Raw genomic sequence first — 23,864 nt, 5'->3', positions numbered from 1 at the left:
CTAAGTTCACTTACCTGCAAAATTCTGAACAGCCATGAAATACGGCATGTTGTAAAAGTTCTTTTCACGGTACACCTTGACGCCACATCCCAACATGGTGAAATTGGGATTCAGAATATTTATCCGATGATTGGGGGAATCCATCCAAAGCTTTACCACGGAGCGGGCAAAAGAAATGTAGGTGTGTGGTGGAATTACCTCACGTTTGGAGGTGAATGCATAGGTGAACTGACCAGAGGGATAGGGGGGATTTACCTTTCTTCCGGTTTGGTATTGAAGTCCATAAGTGGAACATATGTTTTCACCGTAATGGACAGGGTTGATTCCTTCCAAATGAAGTCGGTCCAGTACAGTTCGCTTGATTCGAATCTTGCTGGTGTGGGAATAGAAACCATACTTCACCATGTCCTCTGCATGGCCTTGTGCTACTTTTTCTATGGGAATCTGCTTTTCAAAGGGTTTCAATCCTGCCTTTATTCGCTCTTCATTGGTCACAAAAAATATCGCGGCCTGAAGTAAAGGATAGTCCACTTGGTCAAAATCAACCGCGTTATACAGGGCTTCAATCTTGTAAAAGTTGGTTTGGTTGTATTGCTGGTAGGAGGAAGATGCTTGGTTTTGAGCCTGGGTCAAAAAAGAAATCAGGAAAAAACTTAGAATTAGCAATCTCATTGGTTCAGGATCTTGCCATTAAGGACGAAACTGAAGCAGGATTATTTTTTGGTAATCAAGAAAAATTTTCAAGAGAAAAAAAAGCGACGGAGTCCCGTCGCTCTCATTTAGTTGTCCTGAGGAATCTCGAGCAGCAAGTCGATGATTTCCTTTGGTGTTAAAGCTTTCTTCAGTTTTTCTTCCTGAATAACCACCTGAAGGTGATATTCCAGTTCGAAAATCAATCCGTTTACAAAAATCGGATCCATGTTTAGTTGCTGAATCAGGTGCGCGTTTTTTCGGTTTCCTGTCAGGCTGATGCCATAGGAGTGAAATACCTCGATGGCTTTTTTCAGTTGGGTAAAATGTTGGTTCATAGTTTTAAACTTTTGGTGGTAATAGCTTATACATTACCGGTGTGACAATTCGTGATAATAAAGTGGAACTAATCAATCCTCCAATCAGCACGATGGCTAATGGGGAAATCAGTGGATTGGTACTTAATGCCACCGGAATTAGGCCTCCGATTGCTGTGATGGTAGTCAGGACAATCGGCAAAAACCGAATTTCTCCTGCTTCACGTATTGCAGCATCCAAAGGTTTTCCTTCCTGTCTTAATTGATTGGTAAAGTCAACAAGTAGGATAGATGTTTTGACTTCGATTCCAGCTAAAGCAATTAATCCAATAATAGCAACAAAGGATAGAGAGTTTCCTGTGATCCATAAAGCAATCAAAGCACCTACCATTCCGAGCGGAATTACTGATAACACGATTATGGTGCTTTTGAAGGTTTTGAAAAGCAAAATTAAAACTGCTATGAATAAAAAGACCGTAACAATAATCACTGTATTGAAACCTGCAAAAGATTCTTGCCGGGTCTCAAACTCCCCACCCATGGCATAGGAATACCCTTCTGGGAGTTGGATTCCCTCCATAGTAGTAAGCACCTCCTGAATTACCCGATCACTTAGGAAATTTTGATCGACAAAGGCTGTGACCGAAACGGACCGGACTTTATTGAAGTGGTCTATCGTTAGGGTACTGCTTTCCAATCTAAGGTCCGCGATCTGCGATAGCGGGATTCCGACCCCTTGTTGGTTGTTGATATAGAGGCCTTCAAATGATTCCAAAGTGGCTTTTTCCGGCCGCGGTGAAGTGACTATGAGGCTTCTTTCCTGACCCGAGGGATCAGTGAAGGTGCCCAAATTCAAGCCTGCCAATGCCAATCTTACGGTCCGGTCAACATCGACAATATTGACTCCCAATTGTCTTGCTTTCTCCTTTTGGATTGCAACCCGAATGTCTGTTTTTAGGTTGGCTACCGGATTATTGACGTAGATTGTGCCGGGCGTATCCTTGAGCATGTTCTCCACTTTGGCGGCCAGGTTTCGAAGCGTATCCAGGTTTTCGCCGGATAATCTGACCTCAACCGGAGCGGTGACTGGAGGACCCTGTTCAAAATTTTTAACCTCCACCTTTGCACCTGCAAAGTCAGCAAACTTGGCTTTCAGCTCACTGATGATTTCCATTTTTCGTGGAGGGGAAGTGTTGGGATCAAGTTGGACAAATAGCTGTGCGTAATCTGTTCGCTCGTTTTCGGGGATTTCGTTATAGTAAATCCTCGGATTTCCTTTTCCAACATTTGTGGCAAAGTTCATCAACTCAGGAACCTGAAGCAGTTCTTTCTCAACCTTTTTGGCTACTTCGTCAGTGGTACCCAGATTGGACTGCAGGGGAGTGGTGATGTTGATGAGGAATTGGGGCTTTTCCGAAGGCGGGAATAGACTAAAGCCGATAACGGGAAACAAGCCCATCGAAAGAGTGAATATCACCCCTGCGATGACCAAAGTCCTGACGGGTTTTTGGAGTGCTTTTTCAAGAACAGGGGCGTAGCTGAGGTGGATTCCCTTTTGGAAAAGATCAAAGATTTTATTGGAATGTGCCTGGTCTTTGTCTTTGAGCATCCAAGTGGAAAGGAATGGAATGATGGTCAGTGATACCAGCATGGAGGCCAGCACACTCATGATCACAGCCATGGGAAGACTGCGTACAAAATCACCTGAACCCTCTGGCAAAAAGACCAAAGGAAGGAAGGCAATAATCAAGGTGACCGTACAGCCCACTACCGAAAGAGATATTTGCTTTGTGGCTTTGAGGGCTGCCTCTTTTTTGGAATATCCTTCGCGGATCCAGCGTTCGATGTTTTCCACGACGACGATGCTGTCATCTACCAGCAAACCCAAAGCAACTACCAATCCCACAATACTCAACTGATTGAGACCATAGCCAAGTGCTTCAAGCAGGATTAATCCGATAGCAAGAGACAGTGGAATCGAAATCATGACAATGATCGAAGCCCGGTTACCCAGTGGCAACAACGTGATGAAAACCAATGCGATGGCGATTAGAAAGTCACTTCCTAGTCCGCTTAGTCGTTGATTGACATAGTTTGCCTGATCAAAGGCAATGATCAGGTCAATGTTTTCCGGCAACTCGGATTTGACCTTTTCAATGGCGGCGAGGTATTTTTCCTGAACTGTCGAAATGTTGTTCCCTTCCTTTAGGGCGGCAGTGACGAAGATGGACCGATATCCGTTGAGCCGAGTGATGTGTTTGGTTTCTTCAAAGTCATACCTGACTTCTGCCACATCTTTCAATTGGATGGTTTTTCCTTGTACGGAATAGACAATCGTCTCGGCAATTTCTTCCGCTGAAGTGTAATTTCCGCTGGTTTTAACATTGAAGCTTTTGCTTCCTGCCTCCACCTGACCGCCCGGTATATTGCTCAGTTCACTTTGGATACTTCCCAATATGGCATTAAGGGGGATATTCATTTCAGCAATCTTGTCTAGACGCAAGTCGATGCGGACAATCTGATCCGGCAGTCCAAACAGATTTACTTTTTTCAGTTCGGTGATTTTTTCCAACTCTTCCTGAAGTCGCTCACCATATTTTTTAAGGTTGTCGCGGGAAGCATTTTCGCTGATCAGTGCGATTTGGAGGATATTGACATCGGAGGGACGGACCTTATTTATTTTGATGGAAAAAATATCCTCCGGTAGATCAGGCCGCAGTGTATTCACCTCACGGACAAGTTCCTGATATTTTTCGTTGACATCTTCGTTGTAATTGTATTCCACAAAGAGTACTGCCACTCCGTCTTTGATCTCGGTTTTGATTCGTTTGATGTCCTCCAATTCATAGATGACCTCCTCAAGGGGATCCACTACCAGTTCTTCCATATCCTCAGGACTGGCCCCCGGATAAATGACGATGACAGGAAACTGTGGGGCCTCGATCACTGGATCTTCGCTCCGGGGCATATTCAAAAACGTAGTAAGACCCACTGCAACAGTCATCAGAAAGATGACCAAGGTGAATTGGTAATTCTTTACCGCGAATTCAGAGATTTTCATGGATTCACAAGTTGAATGGGTGAACCGTCGGTCAGGTAAGCGCTACCGGATACAATCAGGTTTTTGTGATTTTCCAGTCCGGAGAGGACCTGAACAGATTCACTGGAGATTTTCCCTAAACCAACTTGGATTTTTCTTGCATGCTTCCCATCATCGGTCACAAAGACAAAGCCGACTGTACCCTGTGCATCAAGCAAGGATTCATAGGGAATCTGCCAGCCATCTATTTTTTGGGATGGCATGATGATCACCTTGCCAAACATCCCCGAGGCCAGCTTGAGTTGATCCTGCTTAGTTGGCGAAACTTCGACCCAGTAGGCCCCTGTAACGGGATCAGCTGCCTGACTTTTCCGGATTATTTTTCCGGGAATGGTGTCGTTGGAATTGGACGGAAAAAGATAGGCAGAATCCCCTATGGAGATGGTGCTCCAATTTTGGTCATTTACTGTAGCCTGAAGAACCCAATTACCCTGATTGGCTCCGTTAATCTGAAGGATTGGAGCGCCTGAAGTCACCTGCTGACCCGGGTTGACAAATTTTCGAAGCACAAATCCGTTTTGCGTGGCGCGGATTTGTGCGTAAGAAAGGTTGAATTCTACGGTCTTTAATTGCTGTTCGGCGATATCGACTGCTGTTTTGCTGTTTTGGTATTGTTCGAGGGTTGCTACACTGTCCCGATACAGGCGTCCGACCCGCTCGTAATCCCGAAGGGCTTTTTCATAGGCCAGCTTGGATTGAGTTAGTCCGGCCTGGACTTCTGTAAGGTCCAAAGTGGCAAGTATTTGCCCTTTTTTGACCACATCACCTTCCTGAACATTTATTTTGGAAATAATCCCTCCGACTTTGAAGGAAAGAACAGTTTCATCTTTGGTTGAAAAAGTCCCGCTAGCTGAAATGGAAGAGGAAAAACTTCCTGAATTCAAAGAGATGACTTTCACAGGAATGCCTTTTTCCGGAAGAGGAGTTTGAAGGCTGGTGTCGGTTTTGCCGCAGCCTACTAAGAAGGCCAAAAACAGCGAAAGAATAGAAATGGATGAATTGTTCATGGCTAGAAAGTTTCAGTGGTGAGTTGTCGCTCCAGTTGGGCCAGTGACTTGAGCAGATTGTAGGAATTGATGGTTTTCTGCAGGGAAGCTTGAGTGAGCTGGTTACGGGCATCGATGAATTCGATCAGGGAATTTGCACCTTCCCGAAAACCACGGTCTACCAGGCGAAAATAGGCTGCCGAGGATTCCAGTTTTTTCTCCGAGGATTTGAGTGCGGCCTGATTGGCAAGGATTTCGTTTTTAGTGAGTTGAAGGTCCAACTCAAGTTTGTCACCCAGGAGGTCTTTTTGATTTTGAATGGATTTGAGTCCCAATTCACTTCGGAATATTTGATTGCGATTTCTGTTTCCCTGAAAAACCGGGACATTGAGGTTGATTCCCCAAAGCAGGTATCTGGATTGTTGGTCAAAAGCCCAATCGAAACTCTGAGAACCCAGATCCGCATAAGTATTCAATTTGGGGACCCAGTAATTCTTACCCGCTTTTAGGACAGTTTCCTGGATGTTTTCAGCCGTTTGGATCTGAAGTAATTCAGGTCTGGAGCTCAGGTCATTTTCCCCCATCAATTCGACAAGTTTGGTCAAGTCGGCAAGTTGTTCCTCAAAGACTACCTCGGAATCTACTGGCCGATTGAGAAGGAAATTCACGTAGTTGGCAGCATTTCGCTTTCTGCTTTCTGCTTCGATAAGCAGAGCGTTGATGTTTTCCACCTCACTTTCGGCTCTCAGGACTGCGGATGGGAGTCCTTTTCCATTAGCGAGTAGCGATTGATTGTCCCGGAGATTTTGTTCTACGAGTCCTTTGCTGCTCCTGATGACTTCGATGGCGGTGTGGGCGGTGCAGAAGTTGTAATAGGCCAGTTTGATGTCTTGGATCAGATTTGCCTGATAGATTTTGAGCTCATACTCGGATAATAACACCTGCTTTTGCCGGATTTGCTTCTGAAAAGCCAAGTCAGTATTCAGAATTGGCATGGATGCCCGGAAACGCGCATCATAAAAATTGTCCGGAAGTAATTGCTCCGACACATTTTCAAGTTGGGGGAATGCGTTGGTGCCTGTGAGTTGGTTGAGTGTGGAATACACCGGGTTTAGCAAATCACCAATAGGAAAGTCAATCGTCCGACCCCCACTGGCCAAGGTGTAACTGGCTCCAAATTCCATGGAAGGAAGAAAATAACTTTTGGCATCCTTCAAGGCCAGGAGACTTCGCTCCAATTCAATGTTTTTCTCCTTGAGGACCAGGTTATTTTCCAGTCCTTCCCTCAGGTATTGTTCCAATGCGCTTTGAGCTCCGGCTTCGGGCACAAAGGCGAAAAGCAAATTTACCACCAGAAGAAGTGCGGTTTTTTTCATTTGATTATTCGATGTGTATTTAATAAACACTGTTTAATGTTTGGGAAAATTTTTTTAGAGCCGATCGAGAATTTTGTAAAATTCCTCCAAGCCATCTACCACTATGCTATCCTGTCGGTCCGGAAGTACCACTTCGCATCGCCTTCTAATGGAAAGTGAAACCATCCCATGCACAGTTGACCAGATCATGTAAGAAAGAGCCTCGCTATCATGCCCTTTGAAATATCCAGCTGCAATACAATCTTCGATTGTTTTACGAAGAAAATTGAACGTGCCTCCGCCTTCCTTCCATTGATCATCCTTTGAATTGAAAACATGATCGATTGGAGCCTCTTTGATAAACATAAGATCATACATGTCAGGGTTTTCCATAGCAAATCTTACATAAATACTTCCCATAGCTTTCAGCCGTTCCATAGGATTCCTTACCGAATTCAAAACCTGCATTTTCTCCATTAATTGGATAAAGCCGCCTTGGTGTAATGCGTGAAAAATCTCGTTTTTGTCTTTGAAGTAGTGATAGATGATTCCGGGACTGTACTCGATTCGGTCTGCGATGTTACGAATGGAGGTCTTTTCCACTCCACGCTCGAGAAAAAGTGACTTGGCGGCGATCAAAATCCGATCACGTAGCTCTTCTTTTTCCCGTTCTTTTCGATCTGAGATTCCCATTGTATTTTTTTGATCGATCAAAAATAATTAAACAGTGTTTAATATTCCAAATGAAAGTTATGAAAATCGAAAAAAAAGATTGGGTAAGGAATCAGTTCTTGGGTTCCTTCATCTGATCGCTGTCCCATGCATGGTCGTTGAGGGAAAATTTCCGGGATAGTTCACCCGACAGCAAGGTTTCCTGAATTTCGATTTGTTTGCGGACCCGGGAAATATATTCACTTTGGTTGTTTTTGTACTGAGCGAGGATTTTTAGTGAGTCTTCATCGTATTTTCTAAACTGAGCTGCCAACCTTTGAACCGTGTATGCACGGAAGCCAAGCTTTTCCAAAGCCTCCTGTCCCATTCGGATAGAGGTGTCCAAATGTTCCCGATAGATATTTTCAACTCCCAATTCCATTAATTCAAACGCTTCGTAGCGGTTTTTGGCCCGGATCATTACCTCCAAATTCGGGAAATGCTCACGGCAAAGTTCAAACAGCTTTTTGTTGGTCTCAGTGGAGTTGATGGCAGAGATGAGAATTTTTGCAGTTTCAGCTCCTGCTGCATGAAGAAGATCCAATCGGGTAGCATCTCCAAAATAAACCTTGAAACCCATTTTGCGCAGCAGATCTACCTGATCAGGATTATAGTCCATTACCGTGGCCTCCACACCGTTGGCGCGTAGAAATCTACCCATAGTAGAGCCGAAATGAGAAAATCCTACCAGAATTACTTTGTTTTTCCCCTCAATGGAATCCGCCTCACGTTTTGGTTTCTCATTCCGTTTTTCCAAAACCGGCAGAATCAATTTGTCTAGGCCCAAGCTTAGAATTGGGGTAAAAGTCATGCTCAAAGCTGTAATCGCCATCAGTAAATCAGAAGTCGACGTAGCAAAAATGCCCAATTGAAGAGCAAAAGCATAGGTCACAAATGAAAACTCCGAAACCTGCGCTAGCCCGATGGAAAATCCAAGATTTTCACTGAGGCTGAGTTTTTTAGCGTAGCCAATCCCGGTCAGGACCAAGGACTTGATTATCATCACCCCCAAAGTGAGTGAAAGGACGGTACCTACATCAGAGAAAATCAGGTTGAAGTTGATTGTTGCACCGACAGCCATAAAAAACAAACCTAGCAACAGCCCCTTGAACGGGTCAAGGTCAGATTCCAAGGCATGTTTGTATGGAGAGTTGGCCAGAATCACCCCGGCCAGAAAAGTTCCCAAAGCAGGACTGAGTCCTACCAACTCCATCAAAAAAGCAATTCCCACCACAATCAGTAATGCTGAAGCGGTAAAAAGCTCTCTGAGTTTGGTCTTGGAAACCCAGTTTAGCAGGGGACCAAAGCCAAATCTGCCCAAAAAAACCACCAGACCAATTGCTCCGAAAATCATCAGGGTTTGCATCCAACCGGGTTGGTGCTCAAGCAATCCTCCATGGGACTCACCTGAAGTGGCAGGAACAGCCACAGCCAGGAGTGGTAATATGGCCAAAATCGGAATCACTGCAATGTCCTGCATCAATAAGACCCCAAAGGACATTTTCCCTGAAGGACTATCCAGTTGATTCTTCTCTTTGAGCGACTGGAGGACGATTGCTGTAGAAGATAAAGCCATGGAAAATCCAGCTGCAAGGCTAATTCGCCAATCCACGCCCAAGGCAAGACCAAAACCGAAAATTAAGCCAGCTGTGACCAAAACCTGCGTTAATCCCACCTTTAGAATCAGGTCTCGCATTTTCCACAGGTTTTTTGGCTCTAGTTCAAGACCAATCAAAAAAAGCATCATCACCACCCCAAACTCTGTGCTGTGCATAATATCCTGGCCCTGGGTTTCATCCTTGATAAACCCAAAGCCATATGGACCAACCAGAATTCCTGCAATTAGATAGCCCAGCACTGAGCCCATTCCCAGCTTTTTGGCAATTGGAACACAAACAATCGCTGCCAGAATGTATATGATCGCATTAAAAAGGAAACCGTCCATGGTTCAGGGCTTTTGAATAAAAGGAATAGGGATTTGATCGGCATCTCGAAGAGTCAAAATCAGATTTTGATATTCCTTTGCTTTGTCCTCGAGTTCTTCTTTTGTGATCAGGTGGGTTCCCCCAACATGAAAATGAGGCAAATACCTCATATTGCACAAATAGGCCGTGGCTTCAAAAGGTCTCAGAAATTCCTCCATTGTGTATCGGTTTCTTCCTTGGTGTGAATAGATTTCCTGGGAACCTCCAGAAGTCACCGCATTTAGGACATACTTGTTTTTTAGAAAAATTCCACTGGGCCCATAGGCCCAGCCATATTCCAAGACCAGGTCAATCCATTGCTTCAATAATGGAGGGCAAGAATACCAATAGATCGGATGATGCCAGATGACTACTTCATATTCAAAGAGTATTTCCTGCTCGACTTGAACATTGATGTTGAAATCAGGGTAGAGCTCGTATAAATCACGTACTTCAACATGCTCCAAGTCTTTGATTGCCTGGATCAAAGCAAAGTTGGCATCGGAGTGCTCGTATTTTGGATGAGCAAAGAGCACCAGTATTTTCCGCATATTCAGAATGGGTTCTTTTGGGTAGTACTCTTATTTCCCCTTATGATAATAACCCAAGGCTCCCGAGGGGCATTTTTTTATTTGGGCAATGATCTGATCCGTTTCTGCTCCTTCTGGATTTATCCAAGGCCGCTTCTTAGGAGAAAAAACAGTTGGCAAACCTCTCACACAGTTACCTGAATGGATGCATTTTTCGGATTCCCATGTGATGACAACTTCACCGTTGGTATACTCTTTAGGGGTAGATTCGCTCATAGAAAAGTGGTTTAAATAATTATCTATAATACCGAAAAAATGGGATTTTGTATTCTTTTTAACCCACTTATATAAAATGAAAAAACCTGCATCCTTATCGAATGCAGGTCTAATTTTTTCAAATCATTCAATCTGTTTTTGGCTTTTTCAACACCAAATAGAAACAGTATAGCGTAACACCCAAAATCAGACCTTGGGTCACGAGGGATAGAATCAATGCGGAGGTGTTCATGATAAGGCTGATTGACGTTTTTTGTTTGAATACCAAACGATTACTGCTATTGCTAAAAAGAGCAAAATTAGCTGGGTTCTGGCAATGGTGGAGTAGAACATTTTCTTTTCCAGGAATTCCGAATTTTCGGGATTCAGAAGCATTTGGGCTTTGATGTCTCCGTGTGAAATCTTCGAAATCAAAGAACCAGGATCCAAAGTATAAAGCTGACCGTCGAACAATGCGGAAATAGCTCCGGCCCAGTTGTTCCCTTCTGGGGTGAACAGTGCGCCGATGAATACCAAAAGAAGTAGGACAGGAGTAACATACTTCATGATCCATTTGTAAGCTCCAGGAATACGGATGTCCGCACCTCGGGTGATTTCAGCCCAACCTTTTTCCATTCCGAATACCCAGGCAAAAAGGATTGTTTCCAACAATGCAAAAATTACCAAGCTGACAGTACCTCCCCAATAGTCATACTCGTCAAAGTAGCCATATTGGTAAAAAAGAACTGTCGGAAGTCCCATTGCCAATGCGATTAACCCAAAGGAAACCGCTCCTTTAACTTTTCCCCAGCCAAATTCATCGTGCATGAATCCCATCCAAGGTGTACCCATGGCAAGCGAAGAAGTGATCCCTGCAAAGAAAAGCAAACCAAACCAGCAAACTCCGGCTACCACTCCAAAGACAGCGCCCCATTGCTGGAAGAGGTAAGGCATGGTCTGGAAGGCCATTCCGAAACCTGCATTTTCCAATACCCAATCCAAGCCAAGGAAACCTGCGGCAATTGGAATAACAATGGCACTACCCAACAACACTTCCACCAATTCGTTGGTGAAACCGGCCGTGACTGAGTTCAACGCGATATCCTCATTTTCTCTCATGTAGGATGCATAGCACTGTATGGAGCCCATCCCCACAGACAAGGTGAAGAAGATCTGACCTGCTGCTGCTAACCAGACTTTAGGGTCAGCCAAGGAGCTGTATTGAGGTGTCCAAAGGAAGTTTATACCATCCCAAGCATTGGCATCAGGGAATGCATCGGAAGCATAATCGGCTCCCATAGTCCAACCTCTGTAAGCAAGCACTATCCCAAAAAAGATCAATAATGGCATCCCTATTTTGGCGACTTTTTCTATCCCTCCAAGTCCTGTGGATAGTATATAAACGTTTATTGCCAAAACTAAAATGTAGACTACAACAGGAAGCAATGGAATACCCAAGTCCGAACTAGTCAAATTGACGTAGTTGTCAAAAAAGGAACTGATTTCCTCTTTTCCCATTCCGGTAAATGTTCCGAAAATGCTGTGAAAAACATATAGGAATGTCCAGGATTCGATGTAAGTATAATAGGCTACCACCGCGATGTTGGTGAAAATCCCAAAGACCCCGATGTATTTCCAATAGGGCTTTTTACTCATCGAATCCAGAATGTATGGAGTACTGTGATTGCCAAGTTTACCTCCATAACGGCCCACAGACCATTCTATGAAAAGAAGGGGTATCCCCATCAAAAGGAAACAAATCAAATAGGGTAGGATAAAAGCTCCTCCTCCGTTTTGTACAGCCTGAACAGGGAATCTTAGAAAGTTTCCAAGTCCTACGGCATTGCCTGCCATGGCCAGAATCAAACCGACTCGCGATCCCCAGGATTCTTTAGTATTACTCATAGATTAAGGTTTAAAATACAGATAGGGCTCCCCAAAAGAGGAAAGCCCTATCAATTATTTGGTTAATTGTTGATTGATAAGTTCAGCCCACCTAGCTGCCAATACAGTTTCTCCCACTAGGTCCGAGTAGTTTTCACTGGAGTAAATCTCGAGATTCAATACTTGTTTTGTGGGGTTTTTAAAATGCACTTGCAACGCCAATTGATCTAATATTTTTCTGTTTCCTGAAGCCGAATCATTCTCAAAGTAGGTTTCATTCACATTAACGCGCTTGACTTCCTGCAGTGGAATTTCTCTTTTTTCCTCATTTTCACCGGATTGGTAATATATGAGGGTGTTTTTGGCTTTGTCGAAAGCCAAGATATACCGATTTCTCCAATCTTCCCTTAGGTCAGGGCTTAAATTTAACCCGGAAGTGAATTGCTCGAATTTTTTAAAGAACTCAGCCTTGGCTCTTTTGGACTTGATGGAATAGTAAATGAATGGGGCGATTACAGCCAATAGAATAACACTTGTCACCGCAAGTGTTGCGAAATCAATTTCAAACATGATTTAGGTAGATAAATATGAATTAGAATTTTTTTGCTTTAAGTGGCTCAAAAACTCATTCTACCAAGTATGGAAATAGTGAAAAAAAGTAATCAGAATATCGAATAGGGGATTCGATCGATCATAAAACGAGGACGATAAATAGATGGGATAAACGGTGAAATATTCAACCGAAAATGGTGGATAAAGGAAGCCATTGAACCGCCAGTCAATTTTGAAAGGAGGAATCTCCAAAGATTCGGATGAAGTCCTTAGAAGGATTTCCGGAGAGGAGATCTTCTGGATTATTGACTGTTCATTCGATGAATCAGTGGAAGCATCAAGGGTTGGTGGAAATGAAAAAACAGCAATCATTCCAATCAGCCAAGTGAGGCTAAGGAAGAGTGCAATTTTTTGTTTTTTCATTTTATTGAACGGAGGCTAATCTTCAAATGTAAACCAAAAGCCAAGAATAAATAAATGGATTTGATTTCAATTAGTTAAGCTGATAAATCACTCCCTCGTTGATTCCTTGATGAAATTCAATTTTTTTCCAAGGAGAATTGGGAAAAACCAAGGAAGTCATGACGAGTTCGCCTCCGTTGACAAAAAGCTCTATTGAGCTTGCATCAAGGAAAATCCGGATTTCTTCGGCCTTCCAACTCATCGGTGCGGAATGCATGGCAGCAAAGTCTTCCTGAAAATTGGATTTGCCTGCCTTTGACCGGTCGATAGACACCAAACCTGATTCTTTGGTGATGCTGATTAGTTCGCCTAGTTCATTTGAGATGGTCAGTGAAAAAGAATCCGAGCCGTCCAGTTCAGCTAAAATTTCCACAGCCTGAGCCGGTAAATTGGATAGTTCATTGACCTCAATCGGTTCTTTGCGCAAAGTTTCCAGTTCCTTGACCGGTGCTGATTTCACCAGTAATGTGCCATCCACATCAAAAAGGCTGAGCTCTCTTGATAAAGTCATCGCTGACCTCCAAGTTTTGGTAGGTACCACTTGGGAATAGAGCCAATTGCTCATCCATCCGATGAACAAAGTCCGGTTTTGTTCTTTTGGAACATTTGCCCAAGTGACCCCGGCATAATTATCGGGACCGTAGTCCAGCCAGCGAATCATGGTATCATCTGGGGTGAATATCCCATCTTTGAAATCTCCGATAAAGTACTGGGTGGCAGAGCCTTTTTGTGGTCCTCCGGGATTGATACTGGAGATCAAAACCCACTTTTGCTCACCGGCGGGACTTGTGAGTGAAATTAGATCAGGACACTCCCAAACTCCTCCATGGGCGCCGATTCCCTGTCCAAACTCGCCCAAAAGACTCCAGTTTTTAAAATCAGGAGATTTGTAGAATTGTACCCGGTCTTGTGCTGCCAAGGTCATTACCCAGGATTTGCTGCCGTCGGATAGCTGGATTTGACTGACTTTTGGATCCCGGAAATCTCTCACCCCCTGATTGGGAAGCACAGGATTTCCCTCATATTTGGTCCAGCTTCGGCCTTTGTCCAATGAAAAAGCAATTCCTTGGCTTTGGAAATCAGCAGCACCTGATTTTTCTCCAGCCATGTCATGGTAAGTAAAAATTGCTACGATTGGTGGATTTTCAGCTGTTCCCAAGCCTGAGGTATTGTCTGAATCTACTACTGCGCTACCGGAAAAAATATATCCCAAACTATCCGGATAAAGTGCGATTGGGAGTTCTTCCCAATTCACCAAGTCAGTGGAAATCGCATGTCCCCAATGCATAGGTCCCCAAATTGTGCTGTCGGGGAAATACTGGAAGAACAAATGATATTCTCCATCGAGATAAAACATCCCATTTGGATCGTTCATCCAGCCTTTGGCAGGGGTAAAATGATAGTCAGGTCTGTATTGTTCGTTGGAAGAAGGGTTAAAAGTGACTTCGGGAGATTTACTGCAGGAGAAAGATATCCAGCAGAGTAAAAAAAGTGTGATTGAAAAAGATCTGAATTGCATATGATGAGTTTTTCGAAGGAGTGAATTCTAAGATTCTTCAAAATACTGTCAATTTTTGCATATATCCTGTACTTTTGACCGACCTTTTTAAAAGACATAAAAACGTTGAAATCAAGCAAGGCCCAAAGTGACACTCCGGGGAATGGCCTTTGAAAATCAAATTAAAAACACATGAAGGGAATTATTTTGGCCGGAGGATCCGGTACCCGTTTGTATCCACTAACAATCGCTGTTAGTAAGCAGCTGATGCCCGTGTACGACAAGCCGATGATTTATTATCCATTATCTGTACTGATGATGGCAGGAATCCGGGAAATACTAATCATTACTACTCCGGAGGATTCGGCTGCTTTTCAAAAACTTTTGGGAGACGGTTCTCAGGTAGGTTGCAACTTTGAATATGCTGTGCAACCCAGTCCGGATGGGTTGGCGCAGGCCTTCATCATTGGAGAGAAGTTTATTGGTCAGGATAAAGTTGCTCTTGTATTGGGTGATAATATTTTCTATGGTTCTGGGCTTCACAAGACATTGCAGGAAAATACCGATCCGGATGGAGGAGTTGTTTTTGCCTATCATGTCAATGATCCTGAGCGTTACGGGGTGGTCGAGTTTGATGAAAACCAAAAGGCAATTTCCATTGAGGAAAAGCCCGAGAATCCAAAATCAAATTACGCCGTTCCCGGATTATACTTTTATGATAATCAGGTGGTTGAAATTGCCAAAAACATCAAACCAAGTCCGCGTGGAGAATTGGAGATTACAGATGTAAACAACGAATACCTAAAAATGGAAAAGCTTCAGGTGGCCATTTTGAACCGGGGTACTGCTTGGTTGGACACAGGAACACATCAGTCTTTGCTTCAGGCTGCCCAGTTTGTGGAAGTGATCGAAGAAAGACAAGGATTGAAAATAGGATGTATTGAGGAAATCGCCTATCGAAATGGGTTTATCGGTAAGGAGGAATTGCTTAAAGCAGCCGACAAGTTGGGGAAAAGTGGTTATGGGGGATATTTGAGAAGACTGGTGAAATAACCGTTCCTCTTAGAAAAGAATAATTCAGCCCGGGAAAATCTCCCGGGCTTTTTTTATGCCGAGAGATTCCAAATAAAATTTTGAAGTGCATGCAACCTGCATATCTGAAATCCAATCTGGGAAGTGAATTGAATTTTTCAAGACAACTAAACCAACTCAAATGAAAAAGTACTTAGGACTTATCGGGATACTGTTCCTGATCAATCTTTCTTCTTGCGAAGAAAGTCCAGAACCCACTTTACCAGCTCCTGTGATCGAAGTGCCGGAAATATTGAAGGGAGCATGGTTGGATGACTTCAGCTTTACCAATGAGTTCTCTTTTAACGATCAGCTTTTTAATCCGACAACCGGAAGATGGTTTGGCGGAGCAAAAGACCCTTGGTCTATGAATCCCCGGCCAGGATTGGGCTTGAAGATTTACCCGGATGGATCTTTTGTTTGGATCACCTTAGCCTCCTCAGGAGTGGGAGGTTGCCAGTCTTTTGTAGTGGAATACCTAAAAGGAACCCTTGAATTTGAGGAGGAGGAAGTGATTTTTAAGCCTACCCTTCGAAGGAAAAGGTATCAAAGCAGTTGCAATTCTCAGGTCAATTTCGACCGAAATGAACCAGTCTCTGAATTCCGGATGGAATATCACCTGTTGACGCAGGATTTGGGCAATGGATTCAAAAGGGGAGTGTTGAGCCTTTTGGACGAATCCGGTAATGAGCGGGAATATCACATGCTAATCCCAACCAACTAAATCAAAGAAATCAAATGAAGAATTTTAAAATTTTCGGATTAATCCTCTTGTTGTTTGCAGGGTTAGTTACCTCTTGTGAAGAAATAGAAGAAGAGCCGACCAATCCACTGACGGCAGAAGCCGGAGAAGAACAGGAAATCGAAGCAGGTTCCCAGACTGTTTTGGACGCGAGTCAATCTGTAAATTCTATAGGACAGACGATGAATTATGAATGGAAACTCATCGAAAAGCCTCAAGGAGCCACGGTGGCAACTTCTAACTTGGATAAACCTGCTGTAAATTTCTCTGCTGACAAAGTAGGAGATTATGTTTTCGAGTTGACGGTGAGTTATCAAAGTTGGACATCTACTGATCGGGTAATAATAAAGGTTAAGGAATCGACCGAGGCGCGTTTGGTTGCGAGCGCAGGAGAGGATAGGGTAGCCTCCTTGTCTCAGGAAGTGCCATTGAGTGCTTTAGGTTCTATCAATGAATTGGGAGGAGCTATGGAGTTTGTTTGGGAATTAATCCAAAAGCCTCAAGGTAGCCTGTCCCAAATTCGGATTTCGAATGAAGCGGTTACCTCTATTGTGCCCGATGCGAGTGGGGAGTATTTGATCAAGCTCACCGTGAAAGTCGGAACAAAAACTTCATTTGATCTCATAAAAATTACGGTTGAGCAAGGCTCTGGATCTGATCAACAGCCAATCCTTATTCAGGGAGATATTACCTCTGATAGGGTTTTGACAGATGTGTTTTTAAATGATTCCGACAAGTTGGATTACTTGGTGACTAAGGATGTCATCGTTCGTGGAGCCAAGCTTACCATAGAACCCGGAGTAAGGATAGGATTTGAAGAAGGTACTGGCCTGATTATAGATCCTTCCGCATCTCTCAAAGCCTATACGTTAGATTTCAACAACAAGCCTATTGTTTTTCAGGGTAAGCAAGCACAGAAAGGATATTGGGATGGGATCCAACTTCTTTCCCAAAATCCTATGGAATACATCAGCGGAATAGAAATTAGAGATGCCGGAAATCTAGGTTATGGCCTAAAGGTGGGACCGCAGACCAAACTCTTTCTTAATTTCTCCAAAATTCAGTATAATCTTGGAATTGGGATTTGGTTTGATGACTCGGCTTATATCGTTGAATTTAAGGATAATACAATCCGGGAAAATGAAATAGCCCCGCTTAAGATGCCTGCCAGATTGATCGCCAGCCTGGTTTTTGAGAATCAAATCCAAAATGGACCTATTCAGGTGACAGATGGAAGGATTTTCAATGGCTTAGATAATTCTTGGCCAAATTTTAATGTTGAGTACGAGGTCTTGACGGACTTGGTGGTTTACAACGGGTCCAATTTGAATATTTCTTCAGGAACGAAGGTCAATATGGCTGAAAATAAGTCTATCCGGGTGATCGGAGGGGCTTCACTAAAATTATTCGGTCAAGCAAACAGTCCGGTGAAAATTGAGGGCATGTCCAAGGAAATGGGATCTTGGAAAGGAATTTATATCGAAAATTCCCAAAACAATCCCAGCAGTATTCTATACACCGAAATCCGTCATGCAGGAAGTGAACCTATTGAAGGGCAAGAGCCTGCCACTGTAAAACTTGGAAATGGAGCCTACCTAAAAATGAGTCGCTCCCTTTTAGCCCAAGGGCGTGGAAACGGATTTGAAGCTTGGGTAGACGGGATAAGGCTTGAATTTAAGGAAAATGCGATCAAGGGCCATTTGGGTCGTCCGATCGTAGTAGGAGCTGAGTTAGTGGAATATTTGGATTACTTAACCGTAATGGAGGATAATAGCATTCAGGAAGTAGCCGTTGACGGATTTAAGCCACTCATAAAGACAAATGGAGAAATCATTTGGAAGGGTTTTTTGAGTCAAGTGCCTTATGTCGTTCGGGGACAGGGAAAAAATCTTAACATCCAATCTGGCATGAGGATTAAAGCTGGAGCAATTATCAAAATGCAACCTGCCAGCAAAATAGAGGTGAAGAATGCCAATGGTTCCCTGGGGTATTTGGCAATTGAAGGCTTGGCGGGAAGACCAGTCGTGATTCAAGGAACCAATTCAACCTCAGGTAGCTGGGATGGAATCGTATATTCCACCAATAACACCCAGAACCTAATCCAACATGCCGAAATTCTTCATGCCGGTCGGGTCGTTCCAAACCAAGTGACAGCTGCTGTCAGGGTGAACCATTTACCACAAGGATCATTGGTGATGCAGCAGGTGAAAATCGCTTTTACAGGACTCCATGGGATTTCCATCAATAAAGATTTCAGGGATTTGTTGAAAACCTCCGGTTTGGTTTTTGAAGAGATTGGCGGAGAAGAAATTTTTGCTTGGGAATAACAAATTTTTTCAAAAAAATAGATCGTCTCATACTTCATGCCTTCGCTTTGGCTGGAGGTAAATTGAATCAGACACCTACCAGAATAAATAAGAGGCTGTCCTTCCTGAAGAGGCAGCCTCTTTTTTTGGCCTAAAGTTTCCAAATAAAATTTTGTCAGTGCATGCAACCTGAGCATCTGAAATCCAATCTGGGAAGTGAATTGAATTTTTCAAGACAACTAAACCAACTCAAATGAAGAATTTTAAAATTTTGGGATTGATCCTGTTAGTATTTGCAGGGTTAGTTTCCTCTTGTGAAGAAATAGATGAAGAGCCGACCAATCCATTGATTGCGGAAGCGGGAGAGGAACAGCAGTTGGTTCCAAATGCCGTAGCCATATTGGATGGAAGTGAATCCGTAAATTCTGTCGGAGCCCCCATCAATTATCAATGGGAATTGATCGAAAAACCTGAAGGAGCAACGATTAAGACCTCTACATTAAATAAGGTTGCGGTTCAGTTTTCTACAAATAAGCCGGGAGAGTATGTATTCAAATTGACCGTTACTTATCAAAGTTGGTTTGATACAGATACTGTGAGAGTCATTGTCGTTGAAGGCCCGGTTTCCAAACTTGAAGCCAAGGCTGGCGAAAACCGTGAGATTGTGATTGGGAATTCAATTCAACTCGATGGGTCGAAGTCTGTCAATGAACTTGGAGGAGCGATGGAATTTATTTGGGAAATAATCCAAAAGCCTGAAGGAAGTCTGGCGGAAATTCGGTTTCCTGACGATGCTGTGGCTAATTTTCAACCCGACAAGCCAGGTAATTATTTAGTAAAACTTACTGTAAAGGTACAGTCAAATTTCTCTGTGGACTTGGTTGAAATCTTGGTTAAAGAGGATAACGGTGGCGCCGACGGTTCAATTCTAATCACCGGAGATATCCTTCAGGACCGGGTTTTGGAAAATGTTTTTGTCGATCAGGACATGCTTTTTGATTATATCATCACCAAGGATATTAAGGTAGGGGCAAGGTTAACAGTCAAACCAGGAGTACGGATTGGTTTTGAACAAGATGTCCGATTGACTATTTCTCCGAATGGTACCTTGATCGCTGATGCACCACTGGACAATTTGGGAATTGTATTCCAAGGCAAGGAGAATACCCTTGGGTTTTGGGAAGGAATCCTGATGGAGTCTGGAAGTCCCGGAAACATTCTCCGCGGTGTGGAAATCAAAAATGCTGGCCAGGGACCTTTGGGGACTGCCTTGATGGTCGAAGAAGGTGGGTTGGTCAGACTGATAAAGACCAACATTCACTCCAACCGGGGGGTAGGACTTGAATTTGTTTACGGGGGCAATTTCTCTGAATTTATTTCCTGCAAAATTGAGAATAACACCACAGCACACCTTCGAATTCCAGCTTATCTGGTAAGGGATGTTTCAATCCTGAATCAGATTGGACCAGGAAAGATTCAAGTGATTGAGGCACGGCTCAATGATGGAACAGAACACATCTGGCCGACTTTTGAAGCCGATTATGATATCCTTGAGGATTTAGTGATATACGGAGGAAGCAATTGGGTAATCTCTGATGGAGCTCACATCAACATGGCAGAAAATACGGGAATCCGTGTGATTCAGCAATCCAAGATTCTGTTGCTTGGGGAAATGGGAAAACCTGTGGTGATTGAAGGGATTACGAAAACAAAGGGTTATTGGAAAGGAATCCATATTGAAAATTCAGGTAGCCAACAAAGCAAAATTTTATGGGCAGAGATTCGCCATGCGGGAAGCAATCCAGTAGTATCGGGAAATGAATCTGCAACTCTAACATTTGGCAGGCAAACTTGGGCTTCTGTTGAACACACCATTTTGGATAAAGGGAAAGCCAGCGGATTGGTGACAAAAGGAGAGGCAAGTTTCTTTGATTTCAATATGAATTCAGTGAATAATCATGATTCCTATCCTATCGTTGTTTCGACAAACCATGTGGAGAAACTTGGTTACAACAACAGATTTGAAAGCAACGGAAAGGCTGAAGTATTGGTTGATAGCCAACAGCCTATTGATTTCGGGGTAAAGGAGGTTACTTGGAAAGGATTTTTGCAAAGGGTTCCCTATTTGGTCAAAGGCCAAAGCACTAATAACCTGATCATTAAATCAGGCCTTAGACTGGAAGCAGGAGTAACTTTGAAAATGATGCCAGGTGCTGGAATTTCGGTTCTTCCTGGAAATCTCGGTGAGTCCTATTTGAAATTGGACGGAATAGCCGGTGGAACTGTGAGGATTCAAGGTCTGGAAGAAACTCCAGGATCTTGGCTTGGTATCCTGATCTCTACCACCAGTCAGGAGAATGAATTTAATTATGCTGAAATTCTGCATGCTGGTAAAACCTCTCCGGACCGTTTTTCAGCAGCAATTCATGTGGATGATGTGCCTGAAGGAGCTTTAGTGATCAAGAATTCTACGATTGCCAAATCGGGTCAACATGGAATATCTGTGAAAAATTCTCTTCAAGACAGGCTCAAAACCTTCAATATGAACTTTGAGGATATTCCCGGCTCGAATATCCATATCTGGTAAATTGATTTTAGGGTTATTTTAGAGAAACCTCTGTTCGATTCGGACGGAGGTTTTTTTGTTTCCTTTAGAGAAAATGATCTGGGAATCCAGATTCAGAGACTGTTTTTAAATCCTTTAAATGAAGGTTTCTATTCCTCGTAAAGTCCGTGTTTGGTTAGAAAGTCCGTGACGTGCTTTCCGGAAATGGGTTTGGTAATGTAGTCCTTGACATCTGAGTAGGAGAATGCCATTTTCCGATCTTGACTGTCAATTGAACTGGTAATTATGGAAATCAAAAAATGACCTCGAACATCTTGGCTTAGTTGGCTAAACTCATTCAAAAATCCCCAAGCATCCATGACAGGCATATTGATATCCAAAAGCAATAAAACAGGTTCAGCCTGATGGATTAAAGTTTGATCGGCAACTCTCTTTTTTATTTCGAGTAGTGCAGTATGTCCATTTTCAAATTGAGTAATGGTTCTTTCAAAGCCGATATTTTTCAAAATTTTGATGGCTACCATTTTTACGATAGGGTCATCATCTACTAAAAAAACTTCACCAATTTTAAATACTCCCATTATAAACGCTACCGGTTACAAATACAAAAGTATCGTTTATCAGGTATTTTATTGGATCGTTTTAAAGTTTTTAAACATTAATAGTGTTTATGTAAATGATAAGATGCTGAGGACAAATTTATCTCTAAAAAAACTTAGGGCTGATTTTCGAGTAAGCAAGCATCTGGGGAATTTGGATTTCCCGTTTCTAACCCCAATAAAATTTTAAGTTGAGCAAGCTGTGGAAATTACTCAGCTGTCCTTAAGCTACAGGACTGAATTCCCCAGACCACTGGATATCTAACCATAGCAATTGAAACTGTACCTAATATTCCTTTTCTTTTGATTAGGCAATAAAGTGGATAACTAGAAAAAAAAAAGAACCAGCTAAAAAACTCAATTAATCAAGTTATTGGTCCAATGACACAAAACCTCCAGAAAAGCCTCTGGCTCATCTACCATTGGATAATGTCCGCTCAATTCAAAAATGCTTTCTTTAACATCTGGTAATTTGGAAATAATGCTTTCCCAACTTGAAGCTGGACCTGCTACAAAATCATACTTCCCTTGAAGGAATAGAACCGGAAAGGTGATTTTCTCCAGGTTTTGGCATACTTCATAGTCACGGAATAGTTTTCCCCAGACGTAATCCAAGGTGGGTAAATGGGTTGGGACATCCTTCCAAAGCCAGGCAGCATCGTAATTCGGATTAAACCAGTTCTTAGCCTTTTGGCATAGAACAAAATGGGTAAACCTCAAGTCAGGTTCTGCTTGAATTTTACTGAATAAGCCTGCCATGTCCTGTTCGAAAATTTGCTTTCGATTTTCATCTGCAAGCTGAGTAAAATAGTTCTCTGCTGCTAGGTGAGATTTTGGACTTAAATCAGGACTGCAGCCACACAAGACCAACCCCAAGATTTGATTTGGAAATGATTTGGCATATTCCAGTGTCATGTAAGCATGCCCGCTATGTCCAAACAAAAAGAATTTTTCCAAGCCAAAGTTTTGCCGGAAAATCTCAATTTCAGCTACAATTTCCTCTAAATTTTGGTAGGCACTTTCCAATAATCCGGGGTTGTGGTAGAAACCTTTATGGTCAAAATAATGGAGATCAAAGTGCTCCTTCATCCCAGCGGGAAAAGCACGCTCATAAAACAGTCGAGAACCCACAATCAGCATTGGGGTTCTCAGTGAAGGTTGGTTTTGGTTTTTCATTGTATTACGTAAGGCTTCTGATCCAATTTTACCAAATTGATTTTTCAGTCCTTTTGTGGACAAAATTAATAGTTAGGGTAGTGGCGATGCCATGAATTCGATCCGGTTTCCCTCAGGGTCTGACGTGACAAATTCATAATATCCGTCACCAGTCCATCGGGGTCCATCAAGAATAGGCAAGCCGGATTTCTTTAATTTTTTAGCAAATAGATCGACATCTTCCTTAGTGCCAATCTCAAAACTCAAATGTGCATAGCCAGGCCTGATCAAATCCACTAGACCCGGACTGGTATTCATGTGAATGCTGTGCATCAGTTCGAGCCTGGAACCGGAATCAAAGCTTAAGAAATAGCTGCTGAATCCTTTGTTGGGATTAAAGTAGAATGTCCCTGCCTGCGCGTTGAAATGCAGGCAGTAAAAATCCTTCAACCTGTCCAGATTTTGGGCCCAAATGGCAACGTGGTTGATTTTAATGGTCATCAGTTCTTGATGTTTCTAAAATGAAGCAGGCGCTGGAGCTGAACCCTGGCACGGCTGAGTTGGGACTTGGAGGTGTTTTCGGAGATCTCCAATTGTCTGGAAATTTCCTCATGGCTCAATCCTTCCAAGGCAAAAAGTTCAAAGACTTTTCGGTAACCTTTTGGAAGGTATTGGAGCATTTTTGACAAGTCCTCCCAATCCAAATTGTCACTTGGACCATTTTGATTTGCCTCTGGGTATATCCTTTCTAGCCCAATCTCCCGATAAAGATTTCGTTGCTTTTCGAGATACATCAGGCATTCATTGACTACAATTCTACGAATCCAGCCTTCGAAGCTGCCTTGCTGACGAAATTGTCCAATCCTGTCAAAAACTTTCCGAAAGGCAATGAGCATCACATCCTCAGCAGCAGCTGTCTCCTTGATGTATCTTAGGCAAAGCGAGAGCATCTTTGGAGACAGCCGGTCAAAAAGTTCACGCTGGATTTTTGGATTCTGAGCCAAGCATCCTAAAAACAAATGTTCGATAGGCTGTGAGTGGAGGAGTTGAATTTCTCCGGGCTTCACGAATTGGTTTTTCATGGGTAGTTAAAGAATTAGAAATAGTTGGTTTCATTTCAA

General features: G+C 43.0%; 20 protein-coding genes. 4 read left to right on the top strand and 16 right to left on the bottom strand.

Annotation, left to right across the window (positions count from 1 at the left end):
• Nucleotides 1-6: 6 nt before the first annotated feature.
• From D0X99_RS10260 to D0X99_RS10200, 12 genes are all read right to left on the bottom strand, one after another.
• Nucleotides 7-672, bottom strand: a complete 666-nt coding sequence (locus D0X99_RS10260) for a CAP domain-containing protein (RefSeq protein ID WP_119477734.1) — start codon at nt 670-672, stop codon at nt 7-9.
• A gap of 107 nt (nt 673-779) precedes the next feature.
• A complete protein-coding gene (locus tag D0X99_RS10255) occupies nt 780-1,028 on the bottom strand; it encodes an acyl carrier protein (RefSeq protein ID WP_119477733.1) in 249 nt (82 codons plus the stop codon).
• A gap of 4 nt (nt 1,029-1,032) precedes the next feature.
• A complete protein-coding gene (locus D0X99_RS10250) occupies nt 1,033-4,068 on the bottom strand; it encodes an efflux RND transporter permease subunit (protein ID WP_119477732.1) in 3,036 nt (1,011 codons plus the stop codon).
• A complete protein-coding gene (locus D0X99_RS10245) occupies nt 4,065-5,114 on the bottom strand; it encodes an efflux RND transporter periplasmic adaptor subunit (protein WP_119477731.1) in 1,050 nt (349 codons plus the stop codon). The genes D0X99_RS10250 and D0X99_RS10245 overlap by 4 nt, the downstream gene beginning before the upstream one ends.
• 2 nt (nt 5,115-5,116) lie before the next feature.
• Nucleotides 5,117-6,469 carry a TolC family protein gene (locus tag D0X99_RS10240; RefSeq protein ID WP_119477730.1) on the bottom strand — a complete coding sequence of 451 codons (1,353 nt, stop codon included), beginning with the start codon at nt 6,467-6,469 and terminating at the stop codon, nt 5,117-5,119.
• A 54-nt stretch (nt 6,470-6,523) separates the two neighbouring features.
• Nucleotides 6,524-7,141 (bottom strand): TetR/AcrR family transcriptional regulator, encoded by a 618-nt coding sequence (locus tag D0X99_RS10235; RefSeq protein ID WP_119477729.1) that lies wholly within the window; start codon nt 7,139-7,141, stop codon nt 6,524-6,526.
• Between the two features lie 91 nt (nt 7,142-7,232).
• Nucleotides 7,233-9,104: a monovalent cation:proton antiporter-2 (CPA2) family protein gene (locus D0X99_RS10230; protein ID WP_119477728.1), complete on the bottom strand. Its 1,872-nt coding sequence runs from the start codon at nt 9,102-9,104 to the stop codon at nt 7,233-7,235.
• 3 nt (nt 9,105-9,107) lie between these two features.
• Nucleotides 9,108-9,674 carry an NAD(P)H-dependent oxidoreductase gene (locus D0X99_RS10225; protein WP_119477727.1) on the bottom strand — a complete coding sequence of 189 codons (567 nt, stop codon included), beginning with the start codon at nt 9,672-9,674 and terminating at the stop codon, nt 9,108-9,110.
• A gap of 30 nt (nt 9,675-9,704) precedes the next feature.
• Nucleotides 9,705-9,929: a (4Fe-4S)-binding protein gene (locus D0X99_RS10220; protein WP_119477726.1), complete on the bottom strand. Its 225-nt coding sequence runs from the start codon at nt 9,927-9,929 to the stop codon at nt 9,705-9,707.
• Nucleotides 9,930-10,157: 228 nt separating this feature from the next.
• On the bottom strand, nt 10,158-11,813 hold the full coding sequence (locus D0X99_RS10215; protein WP_119477725.1) for a sodium-dependent transporter: 1,656 nt from the start codon (nt 11,811-11,813) through the stop codon (nt 10,158-10,160).
• Between the two features lie 54 nt (nt 11,814-11,867).
• A complete protein-coding gene (locus D0X99_RS10210; protein ID WP_119477724.1) occupies nt 11,868-12,362 on the bottom strand; it encodes a hypothetical protein in 495 nt (164 codons plus the stop codon).
• A 475-nt stretch (nt 12,363-12,837) separates the two neighbouring features.
• Nucleotides 12,838-14,325, bottom strand: a complete 1,488-nt coding sequence (locus D0X99_RS10200) for a glycoside hydrolase family 32 protein (RefSeq protein ID WP_119477722.1) — start codon at nt 14,323-14,325, stop codon at nt 12,838-12,840.
• A gap of 171 nt (nt 14,326-14,496) precedes the next feature.
• On the opposite strand from D0X99_RS10200, the gene rfbA reads away from it, so the two are divergent.
• From rfbA to D0X99_RS10180, 4 genes are all read left to right on the top strand, one after another.
• Nucleotides 14,497-15,357 (top strand): glucose-1-phosphate thymidylyltransferase RfbA, encoded by an 861-nt coding sequence (gene rfbA / locus D0X99_RS10195; protein ID WP_119477721.1) that lies wholly within the window; start codon nt 14,497-14,499, stop codon nt 15,355-15,357.
• Nucleotides 15,358-15,517: 160 nt separating this feature from the next.
• Nucleotides 15,518-16,099, top strand: coding sequence for a hypothetical protein (locus tag D0X99_RS10190; protein ID WP_119477720.1), 582 nt, complete (start codon nt 15,518-15,520; stop codon nt 16,097-16,099).
• 14 nt (nt 16,100-16,113) lie between these two features.
• On the top strand, nt 16,114-18,444 hold the full coding sequence (locus D0X99_RS10185; protein WP_119477719.1) for a PKD domain-containing protein: 2,331 nt from the start codon (nt 16,114-16,116) through the stop codon (nt 18,442-18,444).
• A 232-nt stretch (nt 18,445-18,676) separates the two neighbouring features.
• Nucleotides 18,677-21,010: a PKD domain-containing protein gene (locus tag D0X99_RS10180; RefSeq protein WP_119477718.1), complete on the top strand. Its 2,334-nt coding sequence runs from the start codon at nt 18,677-18,679 to the stop codon at nt 21,008-21,010.
• A 128-nt stretch (nt 21,011-21,138) separates the two neighbouring features.
• On the opposite strand, the gene D0X99_RS10175 is transcribed toward D0X99_RS10180, so the two are convergent.
• The 4 genes from D0X99_RS10175 to D0X99_RS10160 form a co-directional block, all read right to left on the bottom strand.
• Nucleotides 21,139-21,570, bottom strand: a complete 432-nt coding sequence (locus D0X99_RS10175) for a response regulator (RefSeq protein ID WP_119477717.1) — start codon at nt 21,568-21,570, stop codon at nt 21,139-21,141.
• Nucleotides 21,571-21,945: 375 nt separating this feature from the next.
• Nucleotides 21,946-22,764 carry an alpha/beta fold hydrolase gene (locus D0X99_RS10170; RefSeq protein ID WP_119477716.1) on the bottom strand — a complete coding sequence of 273 codons (819 nt, stop codon included), beginning with the start codon at nt 22,762-22,764 and terminating at the stop codon, nt 21,946-21,948.
• 72 nt (nt 22,765-22,836) lie between these two features.
• Complete coding sequence (locus D0X99_RS10165; protein WP_233553694.1) at nt 22,837-23,244, bottom strand: VOC family protein; 408 nt, start codon at nt 23,242-23,244, stop codon at nt 22,837-22,839.
• Nucleotides 23,244-23,825 (bottom strand): RNA polymerase sigma factor, encoded by a 582-nt coding sequence (locus D0X99_RS10160; protein ID WP_119477715.1) that lies wholly within the window; start codon nt 23,823-23,825, stop codon nt 23,244-23,246. Before D0X99_RS10160 ends, D0X99_RS10165 begins: the two co-directional genes overlap by 1 nt.
• Between the last annotated feature and the right edge of the window lie 39 nt (nt 23,826-23,864).

The organism is Algoriphagus lacus, assembly GCF_003583985.1.
Classification (GTDB): Bacteria; Bacteroidota; Bacteroidia; order Cytophagales; family Cyclobacteriaceae; genus Algoriphagus; species Algoriphagus lacus.
The sequence above is the reverse complement of the archived record's forward strand: the minus strand, read 5'-3'. Positions and strand labels throughout refer to the sequence as shown.

Bases quoted from the DNA above. Each gene is read 5' to 3' on its own strand.
- D0X99_RS10260 (WP_119477734.1), bottom strand. From the start codon at position 672: ATGAGATTGCTAATTCTAAGTTTTTTCCTGATTTCTTTTTTGACCCAG.
- D0X99_RS10255 (WP_119477733.1), bottom strand. From the start codon at position 1,028: ATGAACCAACATTTTACCCAACTGAAAAAAGCCATCGAGGTATTTCAC.
- D0X99_RS10250 (WP_119477732.1), bottom strand. From the start codon at position 4,068: ATGAAAATCTCTGAATTCGCGGTAAAGAATTACCAATTCACCTTGGTC.
- D0X99_RS10245 (WP_119477731.1), bottom strand. From the start codon at position 5,114: ATGAACAATTCATCCATTTCTATTCTTTCGCTGTTTTTGGCCTTCTTA.
- D0X99_RS10240 (WP_119477730.1), bottom strand. From the start codon at position 6,469: ATGAAAAAAACCGCACTTCTTCTGGTGGTAAATTTGCTTTTCGCCTTT.
- D0X99_RS10235 (WP_119477729.1), bottom strand. From the start codon at position 7,141: ATGGGAATCTCAGATCGAAAAGAACGGGAAAAAGAAGAGCTACGTGAT.
- D0X99_RS10230 (WP_119477728.1), bottom strand. From the start codon at position 9,104: ATGGACGGTTTCCTTTTTAATGCGATCATATACATTCTGGCAGCGATT.
- D0X99_RS10225 (WP_119477727.1), bottom strand. From the start codon at position 9,674: ATGCGGAAAATACTGGTGCTCTTTGCTCATCCAAAATACGAGCACTCC.
- D0X99_RS10220 (WP_119477726.1), bottom strand. From the start codon at position 9,929: ATGAGCGAATCTACCCCTAAAGAGTATACCAACGGTGAAGTTGTCATC.
- D0X99_RS10215 (WP_119477725.1), bottom strand. From the start codon at position 11,813: ATGAGTAATACTAAAGAATCCTGGGGATCGCGAGTCGGTTTGATTCTG.
- D0X99_RS10210 (WP_119477724.1), bottom strand. From the start codon at position 12,362: ATGTTTGAAATTGATTTCGCAACACTTGCGGTGACAAGTGTTATTCTA.
- D0X99_RS10200 (WP_119477722.1), bottom strand. From the start codon at position 14,325: ATGCAATTCAGATCTTTTTCAATCACACTTTTTTTACTCTGCTGGATA.
- rfbA (WP_119477721.1), top strand. From the start codon at position 14,497: ATGAAGGGAATTATTTTGGCCGGAGGATCCGGTACCCGTTTGTATCCA.
- D0X99_RS10190 (WP_119477720.1), top strand. From the start codon at position 15,518: ATGAAAAAGTACTTAGGACTTATCGGGATACTGTTCCTGATCAATCTT.
- D0X99_RS10185 (WP_119477719.1), top strand. From the start codon at position 16,114: ATGAAGAATTTTAAAATTTTCGGATTAATCCTCTTGTTGTTTGCAGGG.
- D0X99_RS10180 (WP_119477718.1), top strand. From the start codon at position 18,677: ATGAAGAATTTTAAAATTTTGGGATTGATCCTGTTAGTATTTGCAGGG.
- D0X99_RS10175 (WP_119477717.1), bottom strand. From the start codon at position 21,570: ATGGGAGTATTTAAAATTGGTGAAGTTTTTTTAGTAGATGATGACCCT.
- D0X99_RS10170 (WP_119477716.1), bottom strand. From the start codon at position 22,764: ATGAAAAACCAAAACCAACCTTCACTGAGAACCCCAATGCTGATTGTG.
- D0X99_RS10165 (WP_233553694.1), bottom strand. From the start codon at position 23,244: ATGACCATTAAAATCAACCACGTTGCCATTTGGGCCCAAAATCTGGAC.
- D0X99_RS10160 (WP_119477715.1), bottom strand. From the start codon at position 23,825: ATGAAAAACCAATTCGTGAAGCCCGGAGAAATTCAACTCCTCCACTCA.